Origin of the sequence: Mechercharimyces sp. CAU 1602 (genome assembly GCF_024753565.1) — a bacterium.
In the GTDB taxonomy this organism is placed as follows: domain Bacteria; phylum Bacillota; class Bacilli; order Thermoactinomycetales; family JANTPT01; genus Mechercharimyces.
Genome location: NZ_JANTPT010000005.1, coordinates 23,111 through 47,672, shown reverse-complemented (window position 1 = coordinate 47,672; position 24,562 = coordinate 23,111). Strand labels below are relative to the sequence as shown.

Sequence of the window (24,562 nt, the reverse complement as noted above, 5' to 3'; positions counted from 1 at the left end):
TCCACACCCGAAGGTGTTTCCTCCGCTCGACTTGCATGTATTAGGCACGCCGCCAGCGTTCGTCCTGAGCCAGGATCAAACTCTCCATAAAAGAATTTGATTGCTCAAATTTCACTGACTTGGATCTATCTTTCGCTCTTCAGTTTTCAAGGAACGTTTTCTATCATTTCTTTCGTGCTACACTCTATTGTAGCGACAAGTACTATGGTAGCATTATAATCTCGTGGAGTCAACCCTCATGGCAAACTTTTTACACACTTCCACCCTTTTATTCTTCACTAATCGTTCTTTTAACCTATAACCACAGCATGATATACTACATTCATAATCGCATTTCATGATGGAGGTTTTTCTATGCTATCCGGCAAATTAAATAAAATTCGTACCTTTGCCCTACTGCTCATTTTTATTGGCTTCGGAATCATGTACCTTGGTTTCCTATGGCCAAAAGCAATGCCGATCTTCTTTATTTTTGGCATGCTCGCTGTATTTGCAAGTGTTGGGATCTATTTCTGGATTGGCACCCTTTCCACAAATGCCCCTAAGGTAAAATGTCCTCAATGTCATCGCGTGACAAAACTTCTGGGGAAAACAGATGAGTGTATGTATTGTAAAGCTATTTTATCGGTTGATCCAAAACACGCGCCCATGTCTGATCATGACGTAAAGCAATAAACAAAAAGGGATATAAGGGTCCAAACCCTTATATCCCTTTACTAAAATAGATGGGTACAAAAGTTATTCTATTCCAATTAATCGTGACTGTACGATATAACGTTCTTCTGCAAAGCCTATCTCATCGAATGGATAACATGTATAAACAGTCAAAAGAGGTTGTTCGTGTGAGACGATTACCGTGCGATCATCCATGCTTGTAATCCAGGTTTTCTCTACAATATAGGTAAACACACCCTCTTTTGATTCCACTATGAGTTGATCCCCTTCGACAAGTTTACCCAGTCCAGTAAAAGCGGTATTATTATGTCCTGCTAACACCGCATTGTCTCCTTCTCCGGGCAGTACAGATGCTATATGGTGCCCTACCCCACGCTCTAACTCTTTCTCTGATGTCCCTTCAACAATGGGAACTTTTACACCCAACTTAGGAATAAAGATTTGCGCAAATATTTCTCCGCTCCGCGGCCTCTGTTCCCACCGTATCCCCTGTGGCGAAAAAATAAGCTTCTTGTGTTGCAGTTGACGGGCTAATTTGAGCGTGAAATTAACCACAGTTGCTTTAGGTTGGGGCTCCTTGATTCCAGCTTTACGCCACTCACTGATCGCTTGTTGTTGGTTTAACCACTGCTGTCCTTGGTCAAATACGACTAAGCCGCCTAACAACATCAACCAAACACTAACCAGCAAGCCAATCTGACGCATCCTCTATACTACTTTGCGGTAATGTTGAAACAGAGTAGCGCCCATTCCAAGCATCCCAAAACCCATGAGCAACAAAGGAAGTGGGCTAGCACCTGTCTTGGCTAATTTACCGCCATCCTCTGTTTTAGGTTGATTCTTATCTAACTCACCATCACTCGCAGCTGAACTATCGGCTAGTAAAATGCTATCTGAACCTATCCCTGCTTGAGTATTAACGATCGATTCATTAGAAGTACCCTGCTCACCTTGGGAATATCCGCTATCGTTACCTACATTGGCTTCCCCATCGCCGGAGTTACCCGTATCTGGCTCAGTTAATGGATCCTCTGGATCAGTTGGTGGGTCCTCTGGATCCGTTGGTGGATCCTCTGGATCCGTTGGTGGATCCTCTGGATCCGTTGGTGGATCCTCTGGATCCGTTGGTGGATCCCCTGGGTCCGTTGGTGGATCCCCTGGGTCCGTTGGTGGATCCCCTGGATCAGTTGGTGGATCCCCTGGATCAGTTGGTGGATCCCCTGGATCGGTTGGTGGATTCTCTGGATCGGTTGGTGGATCCTCTGGATCCGTTGGTGGGTTATCTGGATCCGTTGGTGGATCCTCTGGATCCGTTGGTGGATCCCCTGGATCATTAGCTGGATTTGCATATGTCGTAACACTTAACGAAAATCCAGCGACTGTCATAAACCCAAATACCGCTAATAATAGCAAAGTAGTGAGTGTTCTTCTTTTCAAACTGTTTCCTCCTCTAGACCCTACTCAAATATACCCCATACTAACTTCTACCATCGGAATGACCAGCTTCTCGTTTCATAGAATCAACGATCGGGTGTAGCAACAAAATGAAACATACTATATAGTAGATTAGGTTCCTACACTGCCTTACTACCCACGAGAATAACTGCTCATAACGTTGTACATATAGCACACTATAACATCCATAAGTATACACTATATTATAAACTTTCCTCTGATAGGCGTAAGTTGGGCTTGTACATCTTTGATTATATTATGGAAATGTAGAGTTGTAAATGGTTATAAAGCTATATTTTTCTGACCGATAGAATATTGCAAAAGCAAAGCTTCATATCATTTTAAATTGGAATCTCCTTTGATTTTAGAGAGTAAAAATGACAATTTATCGTCAAAGAGTGTTCTTTTTTTCGCTATCATTCGTTATAATACGAGTAAGAGTTTATTTGAAATCGTTTACACCAAATTGAAACCGATTTCATTTCTGTTAAAACTGTACTTTCTGAAGTTCTTTGCTTTTTCTATCATTTCTTTTAAAAGGGGGTTAAACTGTGCTACCACAAAATCTAGTGGATATGTTACATCGTTCATCCCATCGCTACCCTAGCAAAAAGGCACTGATGTGGAAAGAAGACGGGGCTTATCGGTCTTGTACGTATGCAGAGTTATGGAAGCAAGTTACTCACGCTGCCAGTGGGCTTAAAAAACTAGGAGTGGGTCCCAATGACAAGGTAGCAATCTTATCCGACAATTCCCCCGCCTGGGCAATCGCTGATTTTGCTATTTTAAGCTTAGGAGCTGTCGTTGTCCCAATCTACCCTACACTCGTCGGGGAAAAGGTAACTTATATTCTGGAAGATTGCGATGTCAACCTTATCTTTGTTCAGAATCGCAACCGGCTCCAACAGGTCTCCTCCTGGCCTCAATCGCTAACGAAGCTAGTGTTGATGAGTGATGAAGTAGATACGAGTGATGAACGCATCCTTAATTTTTCACAGTTATTAGAAGAAGGAGAGCGCTCTAATCACTTACAATCTCTTACCTCATGGAAAGAATGCCAGCGGGGACAGCTAGCTACCATCGTCCCTACATCAGGAACCACAGGAAAACCTAAAGGTGTAATGCTCTCACACGGCAACATCCTAAACAACATTGAATCTATGCAACAATTTGTAGATGTAAGCTATCGTGACCGAACATTGTCATTCTTACCATTATCTCATATTTTCGAACGAACCGTTGCTCATTTTGGCCTCTTATACCAAGGTGGTACCATTGCCTATGCTGAGAGTATCCACACTGTATCGGAAAACTTGCGAGAAGTACAACCCACGCTTGCCGTCAGTGTGCCTCGCTTATTCGAAAAAATTTATCAAGGTATATTTGAACAGGTCCATCAGGGCTCATCCTTAAAGAAAAAGCTTTTTTACTGGGGATTGTCCATTGCAGAACAACGCTATCAACACACGGCTAAGTCGTATAATAACCCGCTGCCTTCTTCACTCGAATGGAAATACCTTCTTGCAAAACAGATTATTTTTACAAAAATCCATGAGCAACTGGGCGGTCGAATTCGTCTGATGGTTTCTGGTGGCGCTCCGCTAAACGCAGAGATTTGCAAATTCTTTACAAAAATCGGCATTCCTATTGTTGAAGGGTATGGAATGTCAGAATGTGCCCCCCTCATCGCCTGTACAAGACTAACAGAACCACGTCCTGGTACGGTCGGTAGACCTGCGCCTGGTACAGAGGTTCGTTTAGGTGCCGATAACGAGTTGCTTGCGAAAAGCCCGAGCGTCATGATGGGATATTACAACTTACCGGAAAAAACTGCAGAGACGATTACAGATGGGTGGCTCCATACTGGGGATATTGCAGAGATGGACGGAGATGGCTGTATCAGAATTGTAGACCGCAAAAAAAGTATTCTCGTTTTATCTACAGGTAAAAATGTTTCCCCCCAAGCAGTAGAGCAAAGGCTCTCCATGAGCCGCTTTATACAGCAATCTGCCGTAATCGGCAACAACCGCAAATATGTATCGGCTCTGATTGTTCCTGATTTTTCAGTTTTGAAAGCGCATGCAGAAAAGCACGGCTGGTCAGAAACCACTCCTGAGCAGTGGAATCAATCCCCTGCACTTTCACAACTGATCCAGCAGGAAATGGATCGTTTACTAAAAGATTTTGCTTCCTACGAAAAACCAAAAACATTTGCGATCTTGAAAGAGCCTTTTTCAGCCGATAAAGGAGAACTTACCCCTACTCTCAAGATCCGTATCTCTCAAGTGGAGAAAAATTATGCAGATACCATCGCTACCCTATATCACTCATCTGACCATCCACTTGAAGGGGCGCACTTAACTCCTGTTGCACAAGCATAATTGGAATAGCATTTACCCTCTCCCTCATCGTACTCAACTTATAAGCCTATAAACTCCCATGCTGGACTCACTGAAAACCCCCCTTTGCAAAGTTGGCAAAGGGGGGTTTCTATTCCCGCTTCTGGCAAGCGGGGCATAATCCATAAAACTCCAATCGATGGGAGTCTACAATAAAGCCTGTTTTTATAGCCGCCTCTTTTTCCATATCCAGCAGCAATGAATACTCAAAGTCTTCCATTTTTCCGCAGTCATTACAGATGACATGGTAATGATCGCTCATGTCTGCATCAAAGCGACTGGATGCATCCCCGAAGTTCAACTCACGTACAAGCCCTGCTTCTTTAAACACCCGCAGATTATTATACACTGTTGCAACACTCATGTTGGGGAATTTCCCCTCAAGCGCTCTATATATCTCATCTGCAGTTGGGTGCCCTGATGTTTCCAACAGATACTCGAGAATCGCATGCCGCTGTGGTGTGATGCGTACGCTATTATTTTTCAACCTTGTGATCGCCCGTTTTAACCGACCATTCATATCTATCATGGCCATCTACATCACCCACTTTGCATCCCAGTCTATAAAATGATTCTTTAATTAGAATATCTATCAATAGTGTATAGGCGAAATCAACCTTTTGTCAATGGATCGCTTGTTTCCCATACCAACAGTAAGGCAACAACTCACAGGAGGAGCACTTTGGCTTTCTAGCTGAACAAACACGTCGTCCATGCCAAATGATTCGATGATGTGCATCTGTCCACTCTCTACGTGGAATTCGCCGAATTAGCTGTTTCTCCGTCTGAAGTGGCGAATCGCTATCGGCTAGGGCAAGACGATTAGCTACTCGCAGTACATGAGTATCGACCGCCAAGGCAGGAATATCAAAAGCATTGCTTAAGACAACATTGGCTGTTTTTCGTCCTACACCGGGTAGTTGCTCTAATTTTTTTCGGTTCGCAGGTACCTCTCCATTATAGTCTTCCACTAAAATCCGACATGTTTTCAGGATATTTTTACTTTTATTTCTATATAAACCTAATCCTTTGATCTCCTCTGCAATTTCTACATCCGTTACTTCACAAAACGCAGACGGCGTCGGATACTTGGTAAATAATGTTTTTGTAACTTTATTAACCTGTCGATCTGTTGATTGGGCAGATAAGATTGTGGCAATTAGTAATTCAAACGGGTTGCGGTAGTCTAATTCGCAATGAGCATCCGGATACATCTGTGCAAGCGAATCTAAAATCTTTCTTGTCTGAACTCGCTTCGGTTTAGCTGTCATCTTTTTCCTTACACACCTTTCTCATGACTAAACTCTCTTATCCCTCATTATACACAAAAAGAAAGACGGTGCGCTGTTCACACTGCACCATCTCAATATGTACATTTCTTTTTATTAGGTTAGCTGTTCTTTTACAAATGTTAACGCCTCGTCCACATGACCGTCCACTTTCACCTTCCGATATGCCTTGGCGATCCTGCCCTCTTTATCAATAATAAAGGTGGAACGCTCGATACCTAACTTCTTATTTCCAAATACATTTTTTTCTTTATACACATCGTACGCTTTACTCACTTCCGCATCAGTATCGCTTAATAACAAGAAAGGAAGGTTATACTTAGCAATAAACTTTTCATGAGAATCGAGATCATCCATGCTAACACCTATAATAACCGTATCTAAATCAGCAAATGCCTCTGTTTGATCACGAAACTCGCATGATTCTGTCGTACATCCCGGTGTCATATCTTTAGGGTAAAAATAGAGAACAACATTTTTTTCATCCTTAAAGTCTGCCAATGAAACCTTCTCGCCATTTGAAGCAGGCAAGGAAAAGGATGGAGCGATATCTCCTTCTTTTATCACAATAAGCACCTCCATAGCATGATCCCCATAAGTTTACCACAAAAGGTGCCGTTCAAAACCATGATTCCCCATCTACTTTCTATCTACCGCTCCTTTTCACTACCATCGAACAATTGAGCTATATTTGCGATTCCTGGCACACTCATGTTACCTAAGTGAATACATTTATCCGTATTGTATGGATAAGTTTGAGTATAAGAATATGCAGATACCATCTGCTCCTGCATTGATAGAGGAGGAGTGATCGTACCAGGACTTTGCGGGGTTTCAGCTCCTGGCAATGCCGGGGTAGGTTGTTCAGGAGCTGGCTGATCTTGATCTACAGGTGGGGGTAAAGAGCCTTGAGGTGACTTGTTGACAAGGTTCATTGTGTTGCCGATGTTAACCGATCCCGCATCGCTTACAGTGTCCACATTAACGGAAAAAATCATGATTCGAATCAAGTGAAGCACCCCTTCACCTTGCCACTAACGTGATTGATCGAATACATCCGGATCAATCTCTAAGTTCCTTTCAAAGTCAATATTTTTCGCAAAATCACCGATTGGGGATGAGCCGCCCAACGACTTACTGTTACTTTCCGCCCCAATATTAATGGTATTCCCAAAGTTGACAGAACCAGCACTGGAAACACTTTGGATCTTTAAATTGAAAATATTATTAATAGTGGCCATTGCTCACCCCTCCTACGTCAACCGCCTGCTAACGTATCCTATGTGGGGAAGCAAAATCATGTGAACATTAACTACAGATCTAACCGGTGTAGTCGTATTTCCAAAATACCTTTTTTGTACGATGCCGAACTGTTCTTAGTAGTAACTGGTACATTTAAATCGATGTCCCGCTCAAACGCGCCTGAGTCACGTTCTCTTAGAACTGCCTCGTATTCTGGATAACGAGAGCGGTATGCACCTTTTAGATGAAGTGTTTGATTTTGAACCCGGGAAGTAACCTGCGAAACATCTTCAATCCCTGGCATATCGATCAACACAATTACTTCTGATTGTGTATGATACACATCTACCTTAGGTCCTGAAAAAGCCCCTTCTGTATCGCCCATCGTCTCAGACCAAAACTCTTCTCCAAAAAATTTTTTAGCTAGTACACTCCACTTTTGAAAGGATTGAGGGTCATACATACGATGCTCTCTCCCTTCTCGATTTCACACAAATCTATATGCTCCTACCCCTATTTTATTCGCCCACACAAAAAAAGTGCCATCCTTCGTTCTATCGGTTCAAATATATTGGATTTCCCATATACTTTAACAATATCACTTCAGCGGAGGGAAAATATATGTATGCCTATCTATGGGACTGTATCAATCAACTACAAAAAGAAATTGAGGGAGTAAAAAAAGAAAATGCTGAGTTAAGAACGAAACTCAGTGAAATCCAGCCCTTAGTAATTGAAAATATAGAATATAAAATCCAAGAATTAAATGTAGATACATTAAGTGGAACCTTAAATGTAGGGCTAACCACTCAAGGAGATGCTGAAGGAATGGAACGTATGATGGAAGACATACGAGAAGGGGGAAATGCAGATTTACAGCTAGGTGGATTAGGAGCAGAACAAAAAAAGAAAAAGTAAGAGGTTTACTTGTAAAACAAGCGACGAGACTGTGATACTAGAGTCTTCGTCGCTTTCCTTAATCACACATGTTCTTCTAATATATCACGGATTTTTAACTCGAGGTTGTTAGAACGCTCTTCCACATCTTCTCTTAAAACCGTAAAACGAACAATTCGCTCATCTAATGCTAAAGCTTCTTCAAGTGAACCCATCCAGTCACTCGCCTTACGATCTATTTCCATGTCCACCTCTACTTGATGTTCACCAACATGGAAAATAACTTCTAATTCATCAATATCTTGCTTATACCCATAGTTAGGCTCAAATTTAAATTCTTGTACAAACGGATACCGCGAGTAGTGATTACTTAATTCGCATTCCACTTCTTCTAAGTGAAACCCAACACTTTCAATCGCAGTCACAATTCTCTCCACCATTGAATGGGCACGTACTTCTATTCCATCTTCGTCATTGGGATTAATAGCCATTTGAATATCTAAGCCCGTCTTCAAGTAAATCAGGGTATCAGTAGTAGTTAAAGGCGTGTCATACGGCAGTTGAATCTCAAATGGAACGACTCGATTTTCCTGCGGGCCAATCTCAAAGATTTCTGAGATCCGATATTCATCGATCTTATACTCTTTCATTGCATCTCCCTCATGGTAACGGACGATGAGATAAAGATATATTTCATCAATTTTTTGTCGAACTTGCCCACCCTGAATATAGATCTCCCCAAATATCGTTTCCCCTTGATGGTAGACCGACTTTTCCAAGCGTGAGTCTACACGCGCAGCACCAATTCCCATACTGGCGAGTGCTTTTGAAAAAAATGACATTCTTAACTTCCTCCTCTAATGGGAATCCCTTGCCGCAGTAAAGACTTCATGCTTTCAAACGGATTAGAACGTTGTCCTTCCTGCAATTCGTTATTTACTCTAAATGAATCTTCGGGATGATCAATCGCCCACATAAATGTACTTGTTAAAGTAAGGGAACCGCGCAATATATCGATTTCCATTCGAACTGTGTCAGCGTCCAAATGAAACACCACTCCCAGTTCGTCTACATACCCGTGATAGCGGCCAGCAGGACGAAAGTGAAAAACCTGCACAAATTCCTGTGGCCCTTTTTCTTTCTGACAAAACACCTTTTTTAAGATGAACCCAGCTTCTTCAATCTCTTTAATCATCTGATCAGCTGCAGGGTGTAATTCTACTTCCACTCGATCAATATCGCTTGGATCAACGGCCAGTTTTATATCCAATCCCGTTTTAAAGTAAACCGGAAATCTCCCTGTTGACATAGGGGTTTCATACGGAAGACGTATTTTAAAAGGGACAATCTTATACTCACCAGGCTCTATTGTAAAGACCTCACACAAGCAATACTTTTTCATTACGTAAGGAACCACTTCTTCTTCTTTCTCTACATGCGTAACAAGATATAGATAAATATCGTCAATTCGCTGTGCGACTTGTCCACCACGAATGAAGACCTCACCATCAATAACCTCACCCGGACAATACCGTTTCTTCTCTAAACGGGTATCCACCTTTGCTGTGCCCACACCAAAGCTAGCCAAAGCTTTTTGCAGCATGGTAAGACACCTCCTCCCACTTGTTCACTTCACATAACTTTCAAATCAGGATGAGCGGCATCAGTCCATCCCCATATGATCGTTATATTCTCTAAATTGATTGGCTAGCTCCTCATGCGCTTTCTTTTCCAATTTCAAGCGCTCAGCCTTATATCGCTCCAACTCAAGACGTTCTCGCTCTAAGCGCTCTGCTTCCAAGCGCTTTGTTTCCGCTTCTCGGCGCTGACGTTCTTCTTCTTGGCGCCTTGCTTCTGCTTCCGCTTCCCGGCGTTGACGCTCTTCCTCTTGGCGCTGTGCTTCTGCTTCCGCTTCCCGGCGTTGACGCTCTTCTTCTATGCGCTGTGCCTCTGCTTCCGCTTCCCGGCGTTGACGCTCTTCTTCTATCCGCTGTGCCTCTGCTTCCGCTTCCCGGCGTTGACGCTCTTCTTCTTGGCGCTGTGCCTCTGCTTCCGCTTCCCGGCGCTGGCGCTCTTCTTCTTGGCGCTGTGCTTCTGCTTCCGCTTCCCGGCGCTGGCGCTCTTCTTCTATGCGCTGTGCTTCTGCTTCCGCTTCCCGGCGCTGACGTTCTTCTTCTTGGCGCCTTGCCTCTGCTTCCGCTTCCCGGCGCTGACGTTCTTCTTCTATGCGCTGTGCCTCTGCTTCCGCTTCCCAGCGCTGACGCTCTTCTTCTATGCGCTGTGCTTCTGCTTCCGCTTCCCGGCGCTGACGTTCTTCTTCTTGGCGCCTTGCTTCTGCTTCCGCTTCCCGGCGTTGACGTTCTTCTTCTATGCGCTGTGCCTCTGCTTCCGCTTCCCGGCGTTGACGTTCTTCTTCTATGCGCTGTGCCTCTGCTTCCGCTTCTCGGCGTTGACGCTCTTCTTCTTGGCGCCTTGCCTCTGCTTCCGCTTCCCGGCGCTGGCGCTCTTCTTCTTGGCGCTGTGCCTCTGCTTCCGCTTCCCAGCGCTGACGCTCTTCTTCTATGCGCTGTGCTTCTGCTTCCGCTTCCCGGCGTTGACGCTCTTCTTCTTGGCGCCTTGCTTCTGCTTCCGCTTCCCGGCGTTGACGTTCTTCTTCTATGCGCTGTGCCTCTGCTTCCGCTTCCCGGCGTTGACGTTCTCGTTCGAGACGTTCTCGTTCCAGACGCTCTCGCTCTAAGCGCTCTCGTTGAAGTCGTTCCGTCTCTACATCTACCTCGGTCTTATGTTGCTGAATTTCGCTTAATGCTGTTGAATCAGGCGTAAACTTTTTTTCATCGCCTTGGTGAGAATCAACGCTTTCTTCTTCCTCTTTGTTCTGATCTGAGCCCCCAAAAAGTTTACTTAAGAACCCTTTTGAATACTTCTTCCGCTCATATGCCTCAATTTGTGATAAAACTTCATCCACAGATTCTGTACGCAGACACTTTTGCATTAGTCGAACCATATATTTACTTACTGAAATAGAATCAGGTATTTTATCAACCTTCTCTGCATTTAGCTTGCCAGTAACCATTATGTAAAAAAAAGTTCCCCAATCGTTTTTCTGTTGCTGTTCTGTCACGCGATGAACACCACAGAAACAGATGCGGAGATCTCCTGTTACTGTTAACGCTATATTGCGAGGATCTAGTAAGAAATACATAGGCAAAGCTTGACTACGTAGTTTGGCATCCATTCTTAACAACTGCTTTGCCCACTCTATCACCTGTTCTTCCTTTACAGGCTCGTGAGAGGCAATCGATTGGAACGACTGCAAATCTTCATATGGATGAATCAAAACCAAGGATCGCTCTTCCGTAAACGCTTCTACTACTGGAAGCATAATCTCATCCCGCAAAGCTAAATATTGCTGGATCGATCTGGGTGGCGCCTGTTTAACTAAAGGAATTTGATGCAAATGCCATTTTTCGTTGTTTTTTTGCGCAATTGCCCATTCTCCATTGAAGAAAGGGTAGGTTTGTTCAACTAGATAATCTCTATAACGGTCCCCCGCTTTAAAGAAAGCCATTGGACTCTCTCCTCCAATAAAACTCACATTCTAAAAATAAGACACTACAGTGGGTTCTCGAAAATGTGCAAAATAAGGTTAGCTCCTTGTCAGAATACCACATTTCCGCTGTTTCTCACAGGCTTTTAAGCATGTTTTTCCTCTATTTGCACACAAAACTTCTCCCCCTTTGAGATTATATCTTGCAGATAAGGGAAGAGAGCCTCTAGAATGGATAAGAGTACATGGAACCACATTTGAGGAGGAGCACGATTGTTACGACATCGCTCAGAACAACTATATCTAGAAGCACAAGATGTAATCGTCGGCGGAGTAAATAGCCCGTCACGTTCTTTTAAAGGGGTTGGAGGTGGCACCCCCGTATTTATGAAAAAAGCTAAGGGAGCCTACTTTTGGGATGAGGATGGTAGTCGCTATATCGACTACTTAGGGGCTTTTGGTCCTATAATCCTCGGTCATGCCCACCCCGTTGTCACAGCTGCCATCGTTCAAACAGCTACCGATGGAACTTTGTATGGAACACCGACAAAAAAAGAGGTGAAGTTTGCAAGAATGCTACGCGATGCTATTCCATCTATGGAACAAATTCGCTTTGTTAATTCCGGTACTGAGGCCGTTATGACCACGATACGCTTGGCACGTGCCGTTACTTCACGTAATAAAATTATCAAATTTGCCGGCTGTTATCATGGACACTCTGATCTCGTACTTGTACAAGCAGGGTCAGGCCCGTCAACGTTGGGTATTCCAGACAGTGCAGGCATCCCACAAAGTATTGCTAAAGAAGTAATCACCGTCCCCTACAACGATTTAGACGCGCTAAAAGAAGCCCTTGAGCACTGGGGTGAAGAAGTAGCAGCGGTGCTTGTTGAACCCTTGGTCGGTAACTTTGGTATCGTCGCTCCACATGAAGGATTTTTACAAGGTGTTAATGACCTTGCACATCATTATGGTTCTCTTGTCATATATGATGAGGTGATCACTGCCTTCCGTTTCCACTACGGGGCAATCCAAAGCGCTTATCAAGTAGAGCCAGATCTAACTGCGTTAGGCAAAATCATCGGAGGGGGATTACCCATTGGTGCTTATGGAGGACGACGGGAATTGATGAATAAAATTGCACCAACTGGTCCAACTTACCAGGCAGGTACTATGGCTGGCAATCCTCTTTCTATTCAAGCAGGTATCGCTTGTCTAGAATGTTTACAACAACCAGGAGTATATGAACGCATGGAACGACTGGCACGCAGATTAGAAGATGGCATCACCGCAGCCGCAAAAAAACATGAGATCTCAATCCAAATCAATCGCATCGGCGGAGCTCTTACTGTTTATTTTAGTGATCACCCCATCACTAATTATGAAACCGCACAAAGCACAGACAGTGAAGCCTTTTCGCTCTTCTTTAGATTGATGCTGGCAGAAGGAATCTACCTTGCTCCGTCAAAATACGAAGCTTGGTTTTTAACTACAGCTCATACCGACCATGATATTGACACTACTTTACTCGCTGTAGAAAGATGCTTTAAACAAATGAAAACCATGGAGCAGGAGTGATTTAGAGTGGCCGAAACAGCGTTTTCCCTCTATGAACGCATGGGAGGAGAAGCAACGATTAAAGAACTTGTAGAAGCCTTCTATCCACGGGTACAGGCACATCCCGATTTAGCCCCTCTCTTTCCCGAAGATATTCAACCTGTAATGGAGAAACAAACCTTATTTCTTACTCAATTCCTCGGTGGACCAGGGCTTTACTCACAAAAGCATGGTCATCCGATGCTACGAGCTCGTCATCTCCCCTTTGAGGTTACCCCTACTCGCGCAGAAGCATGGCTACAATGTATGTATGAAGCCTTAGATGAGATTCAACTCACAGGGATTGTGCGAGAAGAGTTATGGGGACGACTGCTTGCGACGGCACGCCATATGATCAACACCCCCGAACCACCATCGTAAATAACCCACACGAGCAACCGCTCTAAAGATTGGAGAAGAGCGGTTGCTCGCTCCTTTTCATATGCCGCAAAAAATAGAATTTAATAAGCTTTTTTGTATATTTATAAATAATAAACGAAAGCGCTTTCACCTCTTCAATGATCATCACTGCTGTATGCAACACATAAACATTGATATAGCAACTCTGTTATAATACAGATTAACTGAGGAAACTCCTACTCTTTTCTCCTCTCCAATCACCAAAATTGAATAAACATCAATCTACTCATCTTGTTTCTCGTGTATTTTCATGGTATTCTATATTTACTTAACTGTACGTATGTTGCACAAAAAAGCGTGCCCTTAAAAAATTTATTAAATTATTGCGATTAGGGGTGAATGGTTACGTATGAATAGACATGAACATATCGGACGATTTCAACATTTATTAGCAGACGAACATGATAGTTGCGGTATCGTTGCCGTTATTGAAAAAGATGGAAACCCTACTTATCAAAATATGCAAGATGCAATTGATGCTTTAGTCAAAATGGAACACCGCTCCGGCTTTGCTCTTGGAGAAGGGGATGGAACGGGTCTACTCACAGATCTTCCCCGTGCTTTATGGTCACAAAAGATATCGTTACAAGGTAAAAATGCAGACTTTGTAAATGATGACACTTTTGTTGTTGCTCACATCTTTATTCCTAAAACTGAGCATGCCACTTCGATCCAAGCTTCCATTCGGCAGTTATTTGACCGGCAAGGATTTTTTATTATGCATGAAGAACTGGATCATGTTCATAGCCATGTTTTGGGAAACCATGCACGTTCAGATGAACCTCACTTCTGGCAAATAGCGCTCCAATCCCCACAGGTAGATGAAATAGAGCGCCTCTGTTTCGACTTGGCAGTCCAACTGGAAGAACAGTTTCCAATCCACATCTCTTCACTTAGTAATCGTACCGTTGTTTATAAAGCAATGGGTGCAGCAAATTTACTGCCTAAATACTACGAAGACTTAACCAATATAGAATTTAAAACGGCGGCCTCTATCGGACACAACCGCTATTCAACCAATACCTTATCTAACTTTTCGCGTGTACAGCCCTTTTCTCTACTTGGACACAATGGTGAAATTAATACGATCTCCAAACTACGTGACGAGGCGCATATGCTAGACATTCCTATCACTTCTTTTGGCAGTGACTCGCAAGACCTCAACCGCACGATTGAAACACTGATCCATCATCATCAGTTTTCTCTATTTGAAGCGATTGAGATGGTCTTTCCAGTTATCAAACATGAGATCGAACAACTTCCACTACCATTACAAAACCTTTATACCTATTACCGTAGGGCGTGGGGACCTTTTGCTCAAGGCCCTGCTGGCATTGTTTCTCGTTACGGCGATGAGTGCGCTTTTAGTGTGGATGCTCTAGGTCTACGGCCCCTGTGGCTTGTTGAAAGCAATCGATCTTTTTATTTCTCCTCTGAGCAAGGTGTTATTCCTGTCCATCAAATGGTACGCGAGCCAAAGCCTCTCGCCCCAGGAGAGACAATCGGGGTAACACTAACACCGCAACCACAAATCCTTGAGCACCATGAATTACAACAAATAGTGTTACAACGGTGCCAACAACGGATCAACTTGCATCAATACTTTGCATCAACACTAGAGGATTCGGGAACCAACTTAACCAAACCACAAATCCCAGCCCTTCCGCAAGCAACAGATCAAGCATACGCTGCATTTGGCTGGGATCGCGAACATATTCAGATGGTGGAGCAAATGGCCGATACAGGTAGTGATCCCATCCGTTCTTTAGGACACGATGGACCACTGGCTTGCTTGGCAGATTCTCGTCAAAATATCCCTGACTTTATCAAAGAAAGTGTTGCAGTCGTTACCAACCCTGCTATTGATCGTGAACGGGAGCAGGAGCATTTTTCTACTCGTGTCTATCTAGGTCGGCGCCCTTCCCTGCAAAACAGGGCTGATCAACACGCACTCGATCAGTTGGAACTCCCTTCACCACTCTTAATAGAAGGACCACATGCAAGTGAGGTTGTTACATCCTTTGCCACACTCTCTTATGAGCAAGTGTTCCACTACTTTTTTCAACGAGGTCAGGTAGCAACACTCTCTCTTACGTATAGCAAAGAAGAGACCATTCCAGAGAGATTAGATGCTCTCGCTCGAGAAGCAGAGAAAGCCGTTATAGCAGGGATGACATGCTTAATCTTCAGTGATGAGGGCTGTCATACACAAGATCGCCTCTTCTTAGATCCTCATTTAGCAATTTCTAAAGTTGACCAGTCATTAAAGCTGGCAACCGTTGCTCAGGGTGAAGATACGTTACGTCGTCGTACCAGCCTGGTTCTTCGTTCATCAGCTATCCGCAATCTACACGATATTGCTATCGCTTTAGGGTTGGGAGCTGATGCGATTTCGCCATCACTTATGTTTGCTAGTATCGCTGACAAAGAAGAAAAATCGGAGACCCAACTGTTTGAAGCGATCAACAAAGGACTGGAGAAGATTCTCTCCACTATTGGTATCCATGAATTACGGGGTTACGCACGCCTATTCTCCGCCATTGGTTTGCATCAAGAAGTAGCAGATGTACTGCAGATTGTAAATTACGCAGGTACAAACGAGGCAGGTAGATCGTGGGACGATTTTCACACAGATGCTCTCATGCGCTATGAGGATTATCACAAGGAGAAAGTACGACCTGCACGCACGTTTCACGCATGGCCACGCTTGTGGAAGCCGCTCACCCAAGTTGCCGCTGGCACCCTTGACTATCAGGAGTTTGCTACCAAACTAACTGAGATCGAAGAGAAGACTCCGATCAGTTTACGTCATGTCCTTGACCTAAAGAATGATGGTCCGACGACCGTAACACCAGACAGCGTTGATCTATCTATCGGTGATCATGCCTTTCCCTTCGCCATCAGTTCAATGTCTTTCGGCTCGCAAGGCGAGATCCCATTCCGTGCCTATGCAGAAGCGGCTGATCGTTTAAATATGGTGAGTCTCAACGGTGAAGGTGGAGAGATCAAAGATATGCTGGGCAAATATCCACGCACACGGGGTCACCAGATCGCATCCGGTCGCTTCGGAGTTAATGTGGAGCTAGCTAATTCGGCCAATATCCTGGAAATTAAAATCGGACAAGGGGCCAAGCCTGGTGAAGGAGGACACCTGCCAGGGAAAAAAGTATCTGCCAAAGTGGCAGCCGCACGTAATGCCAATACGGGAGTAGACCTTATCTCTCCTTCCAATAATCATGACATCTACTCAATTGAAGATTTAGCCCAAATCATCACTGAATTAAAAACCGCCAACAATAAAGCCAAAGTTATCGTTAAGGTACCTATCGTCCCTAATATCGGAACTATTGCTGTCGGGATAGCGAAAGCAGGAGCAGACATCATTACCTTGAGTGGGTTTGATGGTGGTACGGGTGCAGCCCGTATCCATGCATTGCAACATGTAGGCCTGCCCGCAGAAATCGGAGTCAAAGCAGCTCATACTGCATTAGTAGAAGCCAATCTCCGCACCCAAGTAGAGATTTGGGCTGACGGAGGGGTTAAAAGCGGACTCGATGTCATCAAACTGATATTATTAGGTGCAAACCGAATCGGTTTTGGAACGCTTGCCATGATGGCCATTGGTTGTACAGCCTGCCGCGGCTGTCATCTCGATACTTGTCATGTCGGAATCGCGACCCAAATCGAATCAGAGGAAGAGGCGAAAGAGCATGGCTTACGTCGCTTTGTCCCACGCCAGTCAGAAGCAGCTGTGCAAGGCTTGATGACGCTCTTTACCGCACTAGGTAGCGAAGTACAGCGCTTAACGGCTCAACTCGGCTTCGAGCGGACACAAGACCTTGTAGGACGCTCTGACCTTCTGGTACAGAAGCGAGCTCTCACCCGTTTGAGCTTAGACGACCTCTTACATCCCACACCTGATACCTGGAAGGAACTAGATGGAGCCGAAGTTGCAGCTACAACAATTCAATCAGATATGTTGATCGCTGCTGGAGGAGAAGCAGAAGCTACCTTAGCTAACAGTGTCGTCATCGAGGCAGGAGGAACTTACGCCTATGCTGGTGCCCACTGTGCTGAACGTGTCCTGGTCAGTAGTTTGTCCGGCGCACGAGTACGCAATCGGTTGGATGGCAGCTATCGCAAACTCCCTGAAACCAACTTGCAATTTACTGAGGGTTCTGTCCCTGGTAATGGGTTCTCCTCTTTCCAAGCAGAGGGAATGAACGTCATCGTCCAGGGAGGTGCGCAAGATGGAGTTGGTAAAACCTCATTCGGAGGTAGAGTCTCTATCTTAAAATCTCCAAATGCAAACGGACAACTGATTAACGGTTCCGTCGGAAAAAGCTTCTGCTATGGTGCGCAAAAAGGATTATTCATCGTACAAGGAAACGCGGACTCTCGTGCCGGAATCCGTCTGTCAGGTGCCGATATCATCATCGGTGGTCAAATCGAACAGCCCTTGACCGATTCTCTTGGAATGATCGGTAATCGTGCTAACATCAAAGGGTTCGCTTTTGAGTATATGACGGAGGGAAGAGCTGTGGTACTAGGTGACCCTGGCCCGTGGATTTGTGCAGGAATGACTGGAGGAGTAGTCTATTTGCGACTACAACCTGAATTGGGGTTGGATGAAGAGGCCCTCCAACGTCGTATCGCCAAAGGCGCGAAAGTAAGCCTACAACCCCTATCGGCAAAAGGAAAAGAAGATCTAAATGAATTGCTCACTCTATATATACAGGAATTAGGAAAAGCAGAACAAGCTAAAGAAGCGGAGAAAATTACTGCACTATTAACAGCCTTAGACTCCTCCTTCTTGCAAGTCATTCCTGATAGCGTACAGGCTGATCCTTCTATCTCGACAGAATAAAATACCAGAACAAAACAAGACCCCCTCAAGAATGAGGGGGTTACTCTTTTCATCCGTCTTCAGCATTTCCTATCGCTTATACATACAGCTCAACGAAAAAGTAAGACCAGCTTCTTACGGAAAGCAAAGCCAAGCAAAACTAGACCCGCTACTGCTGCCATCAAACCATATAGCATTCCTTTCGGTTCTTCTGTTGCAGTTTTCGGCAATGTGCCCCCTTTGATATCTTCAGCAACTTTCTTTCCATCTTCTGCGTTGTCGATCACGGTTTTCCCGCTACCCGGGATTTTTTTACACTCTTTATTTACAGGGAACACTGACCACATAATAACTTCTTGCTCATCAACCGTTCCCTCAAGCACTACAGCAGCTGTATCTGCTTCTCCCATACTAGCGAAAGTATACGAACTTCCCCACTCACTCACCCCTAATTTTTCTCCACTAGCGATATTTTCATCATCTTTCCAGAGAGAAAAATACCAATCTCCTTCAGCCATTTCAGGTGACCAATCTTCGTTAAGGAACTCGGCTGTCGTATCGATGTATACCTCACCGTTAAGTGTTACTTTCTCATCCTTACAGTCATAACCAGCTTCAAATTTTGGTATCGCTAAAATGTGAATGGTTTCCGCATTAATCTTCTCGCCATTTACCGTACCTTTAAAACTTATCAGAACATTATAAGTCATACCCATACCAAGCTCATCAAACTCTACCGACTGTTGATCTGAACCTTGCATTCCTCTTGAAACATCATAATCTACAACACTAAATTCCCATTTCCCCTCAACCTTACCCTCGGGTAGGTTTTTTAGGTTGGCATCGACTACTGCCAACAAGCGCTCCTCTTCTCCATCTGGGCTAGAGATATACTCAAAAGAATGAGAGGACTCAATATCTACACTCATAGTGTTGTCGGGTATCGTAATCTCTTGTATCTTACTTAACTCCACTGGGACTCCATCTACCCTTCCTTTAAAGTCTACTATTACATTGATCGCTAGATTAGCATCCTCCATGTAAGCCTTCAATGATATTGAATTCATGCCATCCTTACTATCTATCTCCTTACGATATAATGTTTCCCCATGCTCATCCTCGAATTGAAGGTTCCACTTTCCATGTACTTCAGCTGTAGAATCTTTACCCTTTATGGTCGCGCGCGCATCGTAGCCTTCTAATTCTTCGTTAGCATCATACAACGGAAGCGTCTCGACCTCCACTTTAGGTTGTGATATTGACTTTTCCTCCGCCACATAATCAAATGTCAACTTATTGGAATCTCTCTTTAATCCAGCTACATTCTCCGTAAACATTAAGGTTAAGGTATATTCACCTGCCTCAAGTTCACGTAGCGCATCATGAATTTCAGCTTTAAACCCCTTATCATCACCCCAGGAAATCTTGTCAGAGGTATGTAGTAAGGTCTCCTCTTGCTCACCCTTTTTCTTGGCAGTAATATACCAACCGCCATACGCTGACTCGCGATTTGTCAATTCACCCGTAATGATAGATTCTTCTGCTTTAAATATCCCTTCAATCTTCACCCTGTCCGGGAATTGGAAATCAATGGTTTTACTAATCATATCCCCATCTTTACCTGCTTGGTACTCTACCCGAATCTCGTAAGATTTCTTTAGATCCATCTCAGAGAGCACATCACTAATATTTTCATGGAGGGTTTTGCCTTCAAAGACATGCTCAGCTGAAGCAATTTGGTTGCCACCTTTTTCAGATATAGAGTATGAGTAAAGACCATCTGCTTGTCCACCCGTGAGCAATGCCGCTTTCAATTCTCCACTCTTTAAATCTACCTCGACATTCAACTCTTCACTTGGTGTAGCAAAAGTCATCGGTGCTAGTAATGTAAACACCATGACTACTGCCATAAAATTAGCTAAAAATTTTCTCGACATTGTGTAATCCCCTTCTTTATTTTGGATTTCAAGGTAGTAATTCTATCTTATCATCTAGTTATTCGTAACCAAAAAATTATTTAGTGTACTTTAGTGAAAAGAAATAGAAAATATCACTAAGTTTACTCAATACTTAATAAAAAACCTCTTCACCAAAAATGAAGAGGTTAGATTACCTATTTACACTGAATCACTTGCGTTATTTTCTTTATTTACCGAAACCAGGCCACGATTCTGCTACGAAAGACAAATCCCAAAACCATCAAGCCTAACACTGCGACAATCAAACCATATAGCATTCCTTTCGGTTCTTCTGTTGCAGTACTTGGCAGCTTCCCTCCCTTAATATCATCCACAATCTCTTTTCCGTCATCTGGATTGGTAATAACAGTAGTACTATCTCCAGGATCCGCTTTACATCCCTCATTCACTGGGAGTACAGACCACAGAACAATCTCTTCTTCATCAATCATTCCTTCAAATGTAATCGTAGCTAAATCAGCAGCACCTAATTGATCAAAAGTATACGATGCCTGCAATTGTCCGCTATGATCTAGCAGTTCACCCCCTGCAACGTGCTTCTCATCTTTCCAAAGATTAAAGTACCAATCTCCCTCGATGTACTTCCCATTAAGAACAGCACCACTTAACGTTATCTTGCCATCTTTACACTCATAGTTAGTTTCAAATCCAGGTATCGGCAACACATACGAAGTACTTACTTCGATATCGTGCTCCTTCCCAACCTTCCCAGAAAATGTGATGATAATCTCGTAGCCTTTGCCCATTTCCAATTCCTTAAATTGTTCCAAAGAATACTGAACGGATTGCTTTTCCTGACCTTTATACGTTTTGAAATTATCTTTGTCTACAACTTCAAAAGTCCATGTCCCATCTACTTCACCTGCAGGCAAGTTGTATAACTCCACATCGATCACTGCCATTACATCTTCTACTCCACCCTCTGGATTCATGAAATCGACAAAGGAGTGAGAAGCATCAATCCCTACCGTAGATGAATCTGAGTCGTTTGGAATAATTAACTCTTTTTCACCAGTTAGCTCTACCGGCTTTCCATCGTTCGTTCCTGCAAAGTCGACTTGTACGGTATACTTTCCGGGTGTATTATAATAAATGTTCACCCACTGGTACCCAGTATTGTGATCAGATACATCTTCATCAACAACGATACTGCTCTGTTCATCAATAAATTTGTAATACCATGTTCCCTTCACTTGATCGGTAAAACGATCATCGTTGATTGAAGCACGCACATCATACCCTTCTAATCCTCCATGGTCATCATACAGTGGAATGGTCATAATATCGATGTTTGGTACTTCCTCTACCACATAGTTAAATTTCACTTTATTAGAGTCCCGCTTCAGTCCACCTGCGAAAAGCTCTGTAAACTTTACAGTGAGAGTGTACTCTCCCGCTTCCAAATCAAACAATGCATCACTGATATCAGCTTTAAACTCTTTTTTGTTCCAAACTTTCTTATCAGAGCGCAACAATGAGATTTTCTTTTCCCCTTCGCCTTTCTTCTTGGCAAACACGTTCCACATACCATAGGTGAGATCACGTTTCATCATTTTACCTTTGATCTTCCCGGTCTTCTCATTAAAATTCGCATCGATCTTCATTTTATCTGGGAAGACTAGATCTATCGTTTTACTGATTGCAGGACCTTGTTCACCAAACTTATACTCAACATAAATTTCATAAGATTTCTTCATATCCATTTTTGCAATCGCAGTGCTAATATCCACATCTAACCTCGCACCTGCAATCTCTCCACCAGCGGGAGTACAATCAATGTCACAACTAGCTCTGTTTCCACCTTTCTCATAAATCGAATATGAGTAGAATCCATCGGTCTGTCCGCTCGGGAGAACATGTGCGTTCAACTTTCCTTTCACCAAATCCAGTTTTACTTCCAACTCCTCGGAAGGTGTGGCTATTGCCAACGGTACCATAAGAGTAAACACCATAATCAGTGTCATAAAAGCAGATACCAATTTCTTCGTCATCACATAACCTCATTTCCATTTATAAAATACTTGATAGATGGAATAAAAAACCTTTATATTACCTTATTCGAAACAACAATCCCTTTTTAGTTCACTTTAGCAAAATTGTTACATTATAATTAATTTTTATTTTTTTATTTGCATATAAGCCTTGAAATAAGTGAATACCATCTCCTTCTGATTAAAAAATAAAAAAGGCCCCACATCTTTCGATGTAAAGGCCTTTGTACTTACTTTGCTTCAATCAACTTTGCTTCGATGATATAACGCTCTTTTGCTTCGGATAATAACCCAAAGGGATAGCACGTCACAAGCGTTAGGGTTGCATCTTCTGTCGGCACTAACACGTTGGTATCGTCCGCATCCACAATATAGGTTTTATGCACTTGATAAACAAACTGTTTACTATTCATTTTAATCGTGATGCGATCACCATTCTCCAGTTCACCCAACTCGGAAAAAACCGTATTATTGTGACCAGCTAGAGAAACATGGCCCTGTTCACCGGGGAAAACCATTCCTTCTCCTATATATCTGCCCACACCTTTTTTTAGATCCGCATCACTCGTTCCTTCCACAATCGGCAGGTTATAACCGACACGCGGAATGATTAGTTTCCCAATCTGTTCGCCCCGCAGTGGATTCATCTGTTGGTCCTCTCCCTTTATGACAGGGAGCAGCTTACGATCATCCCAGTTCTGATCCACCTTACGTGCCGCTTCCACATCTACCTCAGCCACTTGATACTGTTCCCAAAAGGAGAGCCCATTGCTCAAGAATAGATATAGTCCACCGATCAAAAGTGCACAACCAATCAAACCTAATACGGCTCTCATTCACACCCATCCTCATCTTAGTTGGATCTGATTCTTAGCGAAGGGGATGAGTCGACAATCTGCGATAAACAAACCCGAGTAGGAGAGCTCCCAGCATAACAAGTAGTGCACCAAAAAGCATCTGATGTGGCTCTGTAGCTGCTGTTTCCGGTAGCTTACCACCCTTAGCCACTTCTTTTACACTCTCTTTCTCTTTAGCGTCGGTAAGCTGGCTAAGATTTTCTTCCTTCGCTATCCCCTTCTTGGTTTCTTTCAACGTTTCTGTTTGCTCCACTTGCTCTTCCTCTTCTGTTGCTGCTGGCAATTCAACCTCTTCTTCATTCAATTCTAATGAAAAGGAGCTATCCATCGCCAAAAACACGCCATCCACTTCACCTTCAAAATTAACAGTAAACCAATAGCTCTTTCCTGTTGTCAACATATTGGCTAAATCAAGGAATAGATATGATTGTTGTAAGCCTTTCACACCTAACAATGTTTCACGAGCGATCACTTCACCAGATTCAACCTCTTCTACTGTAAAGGTCCAGTCACCGCTTGCTTCTTCCCCTTGAATAATTTTACCGCCGAACTCTGCATCTGTATCAGTCGATTTTTCTCCAAAAAACAACTCCAAACCAGGCATTCTGATGAGGTGTTGACTATTAAGCGGTGCATTCACATAAGAAAGCTCACCAATGGTCCCGGTAAAAGTGATATGTGCATGATATTGCTCACCCATGAGTAAAGAACTTTCTTCATTCAGCAGGTAATCGACGAAGGCCATCCCTTCTGCGTTGCTCTTCACTACTTTACTTCCTTGTCCTGGAATCGTAACCGTAAATGAACCTGCTACTTTTGCTTGTTCCTTACCTTGTATAGCTACAGATAGGCGAAGATATGTCTTTTCGTCTATCGTCTCAAAAGAGTGCATGCTAGCAATCGTCCACTTGGCTGCTGGGGCTTCAACACTCTTTTCTTTCTCATCAGCTTTCTTTTCATGTTCAACTACAGCACCCTCTTCTTGCTCCGTCACGCTTGCTGCTGAATTCTCTTCTACTGTAGTCCCACTATCTTCACTATGAACGGTTTCATCGTTATTTTCAAGCTCTTTATCAGTCTGCGTCGCATTCTCACCTGTTGCCTCTTCGGTTGGCTCTGAAACGCTAAGCTCTTCTTCAACTGCCCCTGCGTCTTCAGTAGCATCCGTTGCTACTTCTCCTACAACTACTTCCACACTTTTTTCTTCTGTAATCTCTGTTACTCCTTTATCATCTGCTTCATTAGCCAGAGCAGGTGATGCACTTACCATCAATCCTAGCGCTAAAGCAGTAGATAAGACGACGTTTCGTTTCAACATATGTGCCTCCTAAAACCATACCATTTATAGTGAATATATTATCCTATATTA

Annotated in this window: 21 protein-coding genes and 1 rRNA gene; 6 read left to right on the top strand and 16 right to left on the bottom strand. The window is 43.5% G+C overall.

The window, feature by feature from the left end; genetic code table 11:
- A 16S ribosomal RNA gene (locus tag NXZ84_RS14725) occupies nt 1–91 on the bottom strand; the annotation flags it as partial.
- Nucleotides 92–354: 263 nt separating this feature from the next.
- On the opposite strand from NXZ84_RS14725, the gene NXZ84_RS14720 reads away from it, so the two are divergent.
- Entirely contained in the window at nt 355–675 is a 321-nt protein-coding gene (locus tag NXZ84_RS14720; protein ID WP_258841103.1) for a YgzB family protein, read from the top strand.
- 63 nt (nt 676–738) lie between these two features.
- On the opposite strand, the gene NXZ84_RS14715 is transcribed toward NXZ84_RS14720, so the two are convergent.
- Nucleotides 739–1,380: a sortase gene (locus tag NXZ84_RS14715; RefSeq protein WP_258841102.1), complete on the bottom strand. Its 642-nt coding sequence runs from the start codon at nt 1,378–1,380 to the stop codon at nt 739–741.
- A gap of 3 nt (nt 1,381–1,383) precedes the next feature.
- Nucleotides 1,384–2,112, bottom strand: coding sequence for a hypothetical protein (locus NXZ84_RS14710; RefSeq protein ID WP_258841101.1), 729 nt, complete (start codon nt 2,110–2,112; stop codon nt 1,384–1,386).
- Nucleotides 2,113–2,681: 569 nt separating this feature from the next.
- On the opposite strand from NXZ84_RS14710, the gene NXZ84_RS14705 reads away from it, so the two are divergent.
- Nucleotides 2,682–4,511 carry an AMP-dependent synthetase/ligase gene (locus NXZ84_RS14705; RefSeq protein WP_258841100.1) on the top strand — a complete coding sequence of 610 codons (1,830 nt, stop codon included), beginning with the start codon at nt 2,682–2,684 and terminating at the stop codon, nt 4,509–4,511.
- A gap of 109 nt (nt 4,512–4,620) precedes the next feature.
- Here the strand turns inward: NXZ84_RS14705 and perR are convergent, their stop codons facing one another.
- From perR to NXZ84_RS14675, 6 genes are all read right to left on the bottom strand, one after another.
- Nucleotides 4,621–5,058: a peroxide-responsive transcriptional repressor PerR gene (perR, locus tag NXZ84_RS14700; RefSeq protein ID WP_309495974.1), complete on the bottom strand. Its 438-nt coding sequence runs from the start codon at nt 5,056–5,058 to the stop codon at nt 4,621–4,623.
- Between the two features lie 94 nt (nt 5,059–5,152).
- The gene (gene nth / locus NXZ84_RS14695) at nt 5,153–5,800 is read right to left on the bottom strand and encodes an endonuclease III (protein WP_258841099.1); all 648 of its coding nucleotides are present in this window, start codon (nt 5,798–5,800) and stop codon (nt 5,153–5,155) included.
- Between the two features lie 114 nt (nt 5,801–5,914).
- A complete protein-coding gene (gene bcp / locus NXZ84_RS14690; RefSeq protein WP_258841110.1) occupies nt 5,915–6,388 on the bottom strand; it encodes a thioredoxin-dependent thiol peroxidase in 474 nt (157 codons plus the stop codon).
- Between the two features lie 80 nt (nt 6,389–6,468).
- Nucleotides 6,469–6,816, bottom strand: a complete 348-nt coding sequence (locus NXZ84_RS14685) for a hypothetical protein (protein WP_258841098.1) — start codon at nt 6,814–6,816, stop codon at nt 6,469–6,471.
- A 36-nt stretch (nt 6,817–6,852) separates the two neighbouring features.
- Nucleotides 6,853–7,059: a spore germination protein gene (locus NXZ84_RS14680; protein WP_258841097.1), complete on the bottom strand. Its 207-nt coding sequence runs from the start codon at nt 7,057–7,059 to the stop codon at nt 6,853–6,855.
- Nucleotides 7,060–7,130: 71 nt separating this feature from the next.
- On the bottom strand, nt 7,131–7,523 hold the full coding sequence (locus NXZ84_RS14675; protein WP_258841096.1) for an Hsp20/alpha crystallin family protein: 393 nt from the start codon (nt 7,521–7,523) through the stop codon (nt 7,131–7,133).
- Nucleotides 7,524–7,681: 158 nt separating this feature from the next.
- On the opposite strand from NXZ84_RS14675, the gene gerPC reads away from it, so the two are divergent.
- A complete protein-coding gene (gerPC, locus tag NXZ84_RS14670) occupies nt 7,682–7,978 on the top strand; it encodes a spore germination protein GerPC (RefSeq protein WP_258841095.1) in 297 nt (98 codons plus the stop codon).
- A gap of 62 nt (nt 7,979–8,040) precedes the next feature.
- On the opposite strand, the gene NXZ84_RS14665 is transcribed toward gerPC, so the two are convergent.
- The 3 genes from NXZ84_RS14665 to NXZ84_RS14655 are packed head-to-tail and all read right to left on the bottom strand — an operon-like array spanning nt 8,041 to nt 11,525.
- Nucleotides 8,041–8,799, bottom strand: a complete 759-nt coding sequence (locus tag NXZ84_RS14665) for a sporulation protein (RefSeq protein WP_258841094.1) — start codon at nt 8,797–8,799, stop codon at nt 8,041–8,043.
- 2 nt (nt 8,800–8,801) lie between these two features.
- Nucleotides 8,802–9,560, bottom strand: coding sequence for a sporulation protein (locus NXZ84_RS14660; RefSeq protein ID WP_258841093.1), 759 nt, complete (start codon nt 9,558–9,560; stop codon nt 8,802–8,804).
- 60 nt (nt 9,561–9,620) lie between these two features.
- Nucleotides 9,621–11,525 carry a hypothetical protein gene (locus NXZ84_RS14655; protein WP_258841092.1) on the bottom strand — a complete coding sequence of 635 codons (1,905 nt, stop codon included), beginning with the start codon at nt 11,523–11,525 and terminating at the stop codon, nt 9,621–9,623.
- A gap of 252 nt (nt 11,526–11,777) precedes the next feature.
- On the opposite strand from NXZ84_RS14655, the gene NXZ84_RS14650 reads away from it, so the two are divergent.
- The 3 genes from NXZ84_RS14650 (at nt 11,778) to NXZ84_RS14640 (ending at nt 18,387) form a co-directional block, all read left to right on the top strand.
- Nucleotides 11,778–13,082: a glutamate-1-semialdehyde 2,1-aminomutase gene (locus NXZ84_RS14650; protein ID WP_258841091.1), complete on the top strand. Its 1,305-nt coding sequence runs from the start codon at nt 11,778–11,780 to the stop codon at nt 13,080–13,082.
- Nucleotides 13,083–13,088: 6 nt separating this feature from the next.
- Nucleotides 13,089–13,481 carry a globin domain-containing protein gene (locus tag NXZ84_RS14645; protein WP_258841090.1) on the top strand — a complete coding sequence of 131 codons (393 nt, stop codon included), beginning with the start codon at nt 13,089–13,091 and terminating at the stop codon, nt 13,479–13,481.
- A gap of 388 nt (nt 13,482–13,869) precedes the next feature.
- Entirely contained in the window at nt 13,870–18,387 is a 4,518-nt protein-coding gene (locus NXZ84_RS14640; protein ID WP_258841089.1) for a glutamate synthase-related protein, read from the top strand.
- A gap of 89 nt (nt 18,388–18,476) precedes the next feature.
- Here the strand turns inward: NXZ84_RS14640 and NXZ84_RS14635 are convergent, their stop codons facing one another.
- The 4 genes from NXZ84_RS14635 to NXZ84_RS14620 all read right to left on the bottom strand — a co-directional run bounded on the left by NXZ84_RS14635 (nt 18,477) and on the right by NXZ84_RS14620 (nt 24,508).
- Nucleotides 18,477–20,303 carry a hypothetical protein gene (locus tag NXZ84_RS14635; RefSeq protein ID WP_258841088.1) on the bottom strand — a complete coding sequence of 609 codons (1,827 nt, stop codon included), beginning with the start codon at nt 20,301–20,303 and terminating at the stop codon, nt 18,477–18,479.
- A 212-nt stretch (nt 20,304–20,515) separates the two neighbouring features.
- Nucleotides 20,516–22,336, bottom strand: coding sequence for a hypothetical protein (locus tag NXZ84_RS14630; RefSeq protein ID WP_258841087.1), 1,821 nt, complete (start codon nt 22,334–22,336; stop codon nt 20,516–20,518).
- A 230-nt stretch (nt 22,337–22,566) separates the two neighbouring features.
- Nucleotides 22,567–23,172, bottom strand: a complete 606-nt coding sequence (locus tag NXZ84_RS14625) for a sortase (RefSeq protein ID WP_258841086.1) — start codon at nt 23,170–23,172, stop codon at nt 22,567–22,569.
- Nucleotides 23,173–23,206: 34 nt separating this feature from the next.
- A complete protein-coding gene (locus tag NXZ84_RS14620; RefSeq protein ID WP_258841085.1) occupies nt 23,207–24,508 on the bottom strand; it encodes a hypothetical protein in 1,302 nt (433 codons plus the stop codon).
- Nucleotides 24,509–24,562 lie beyond the last annotated feature (54 nt).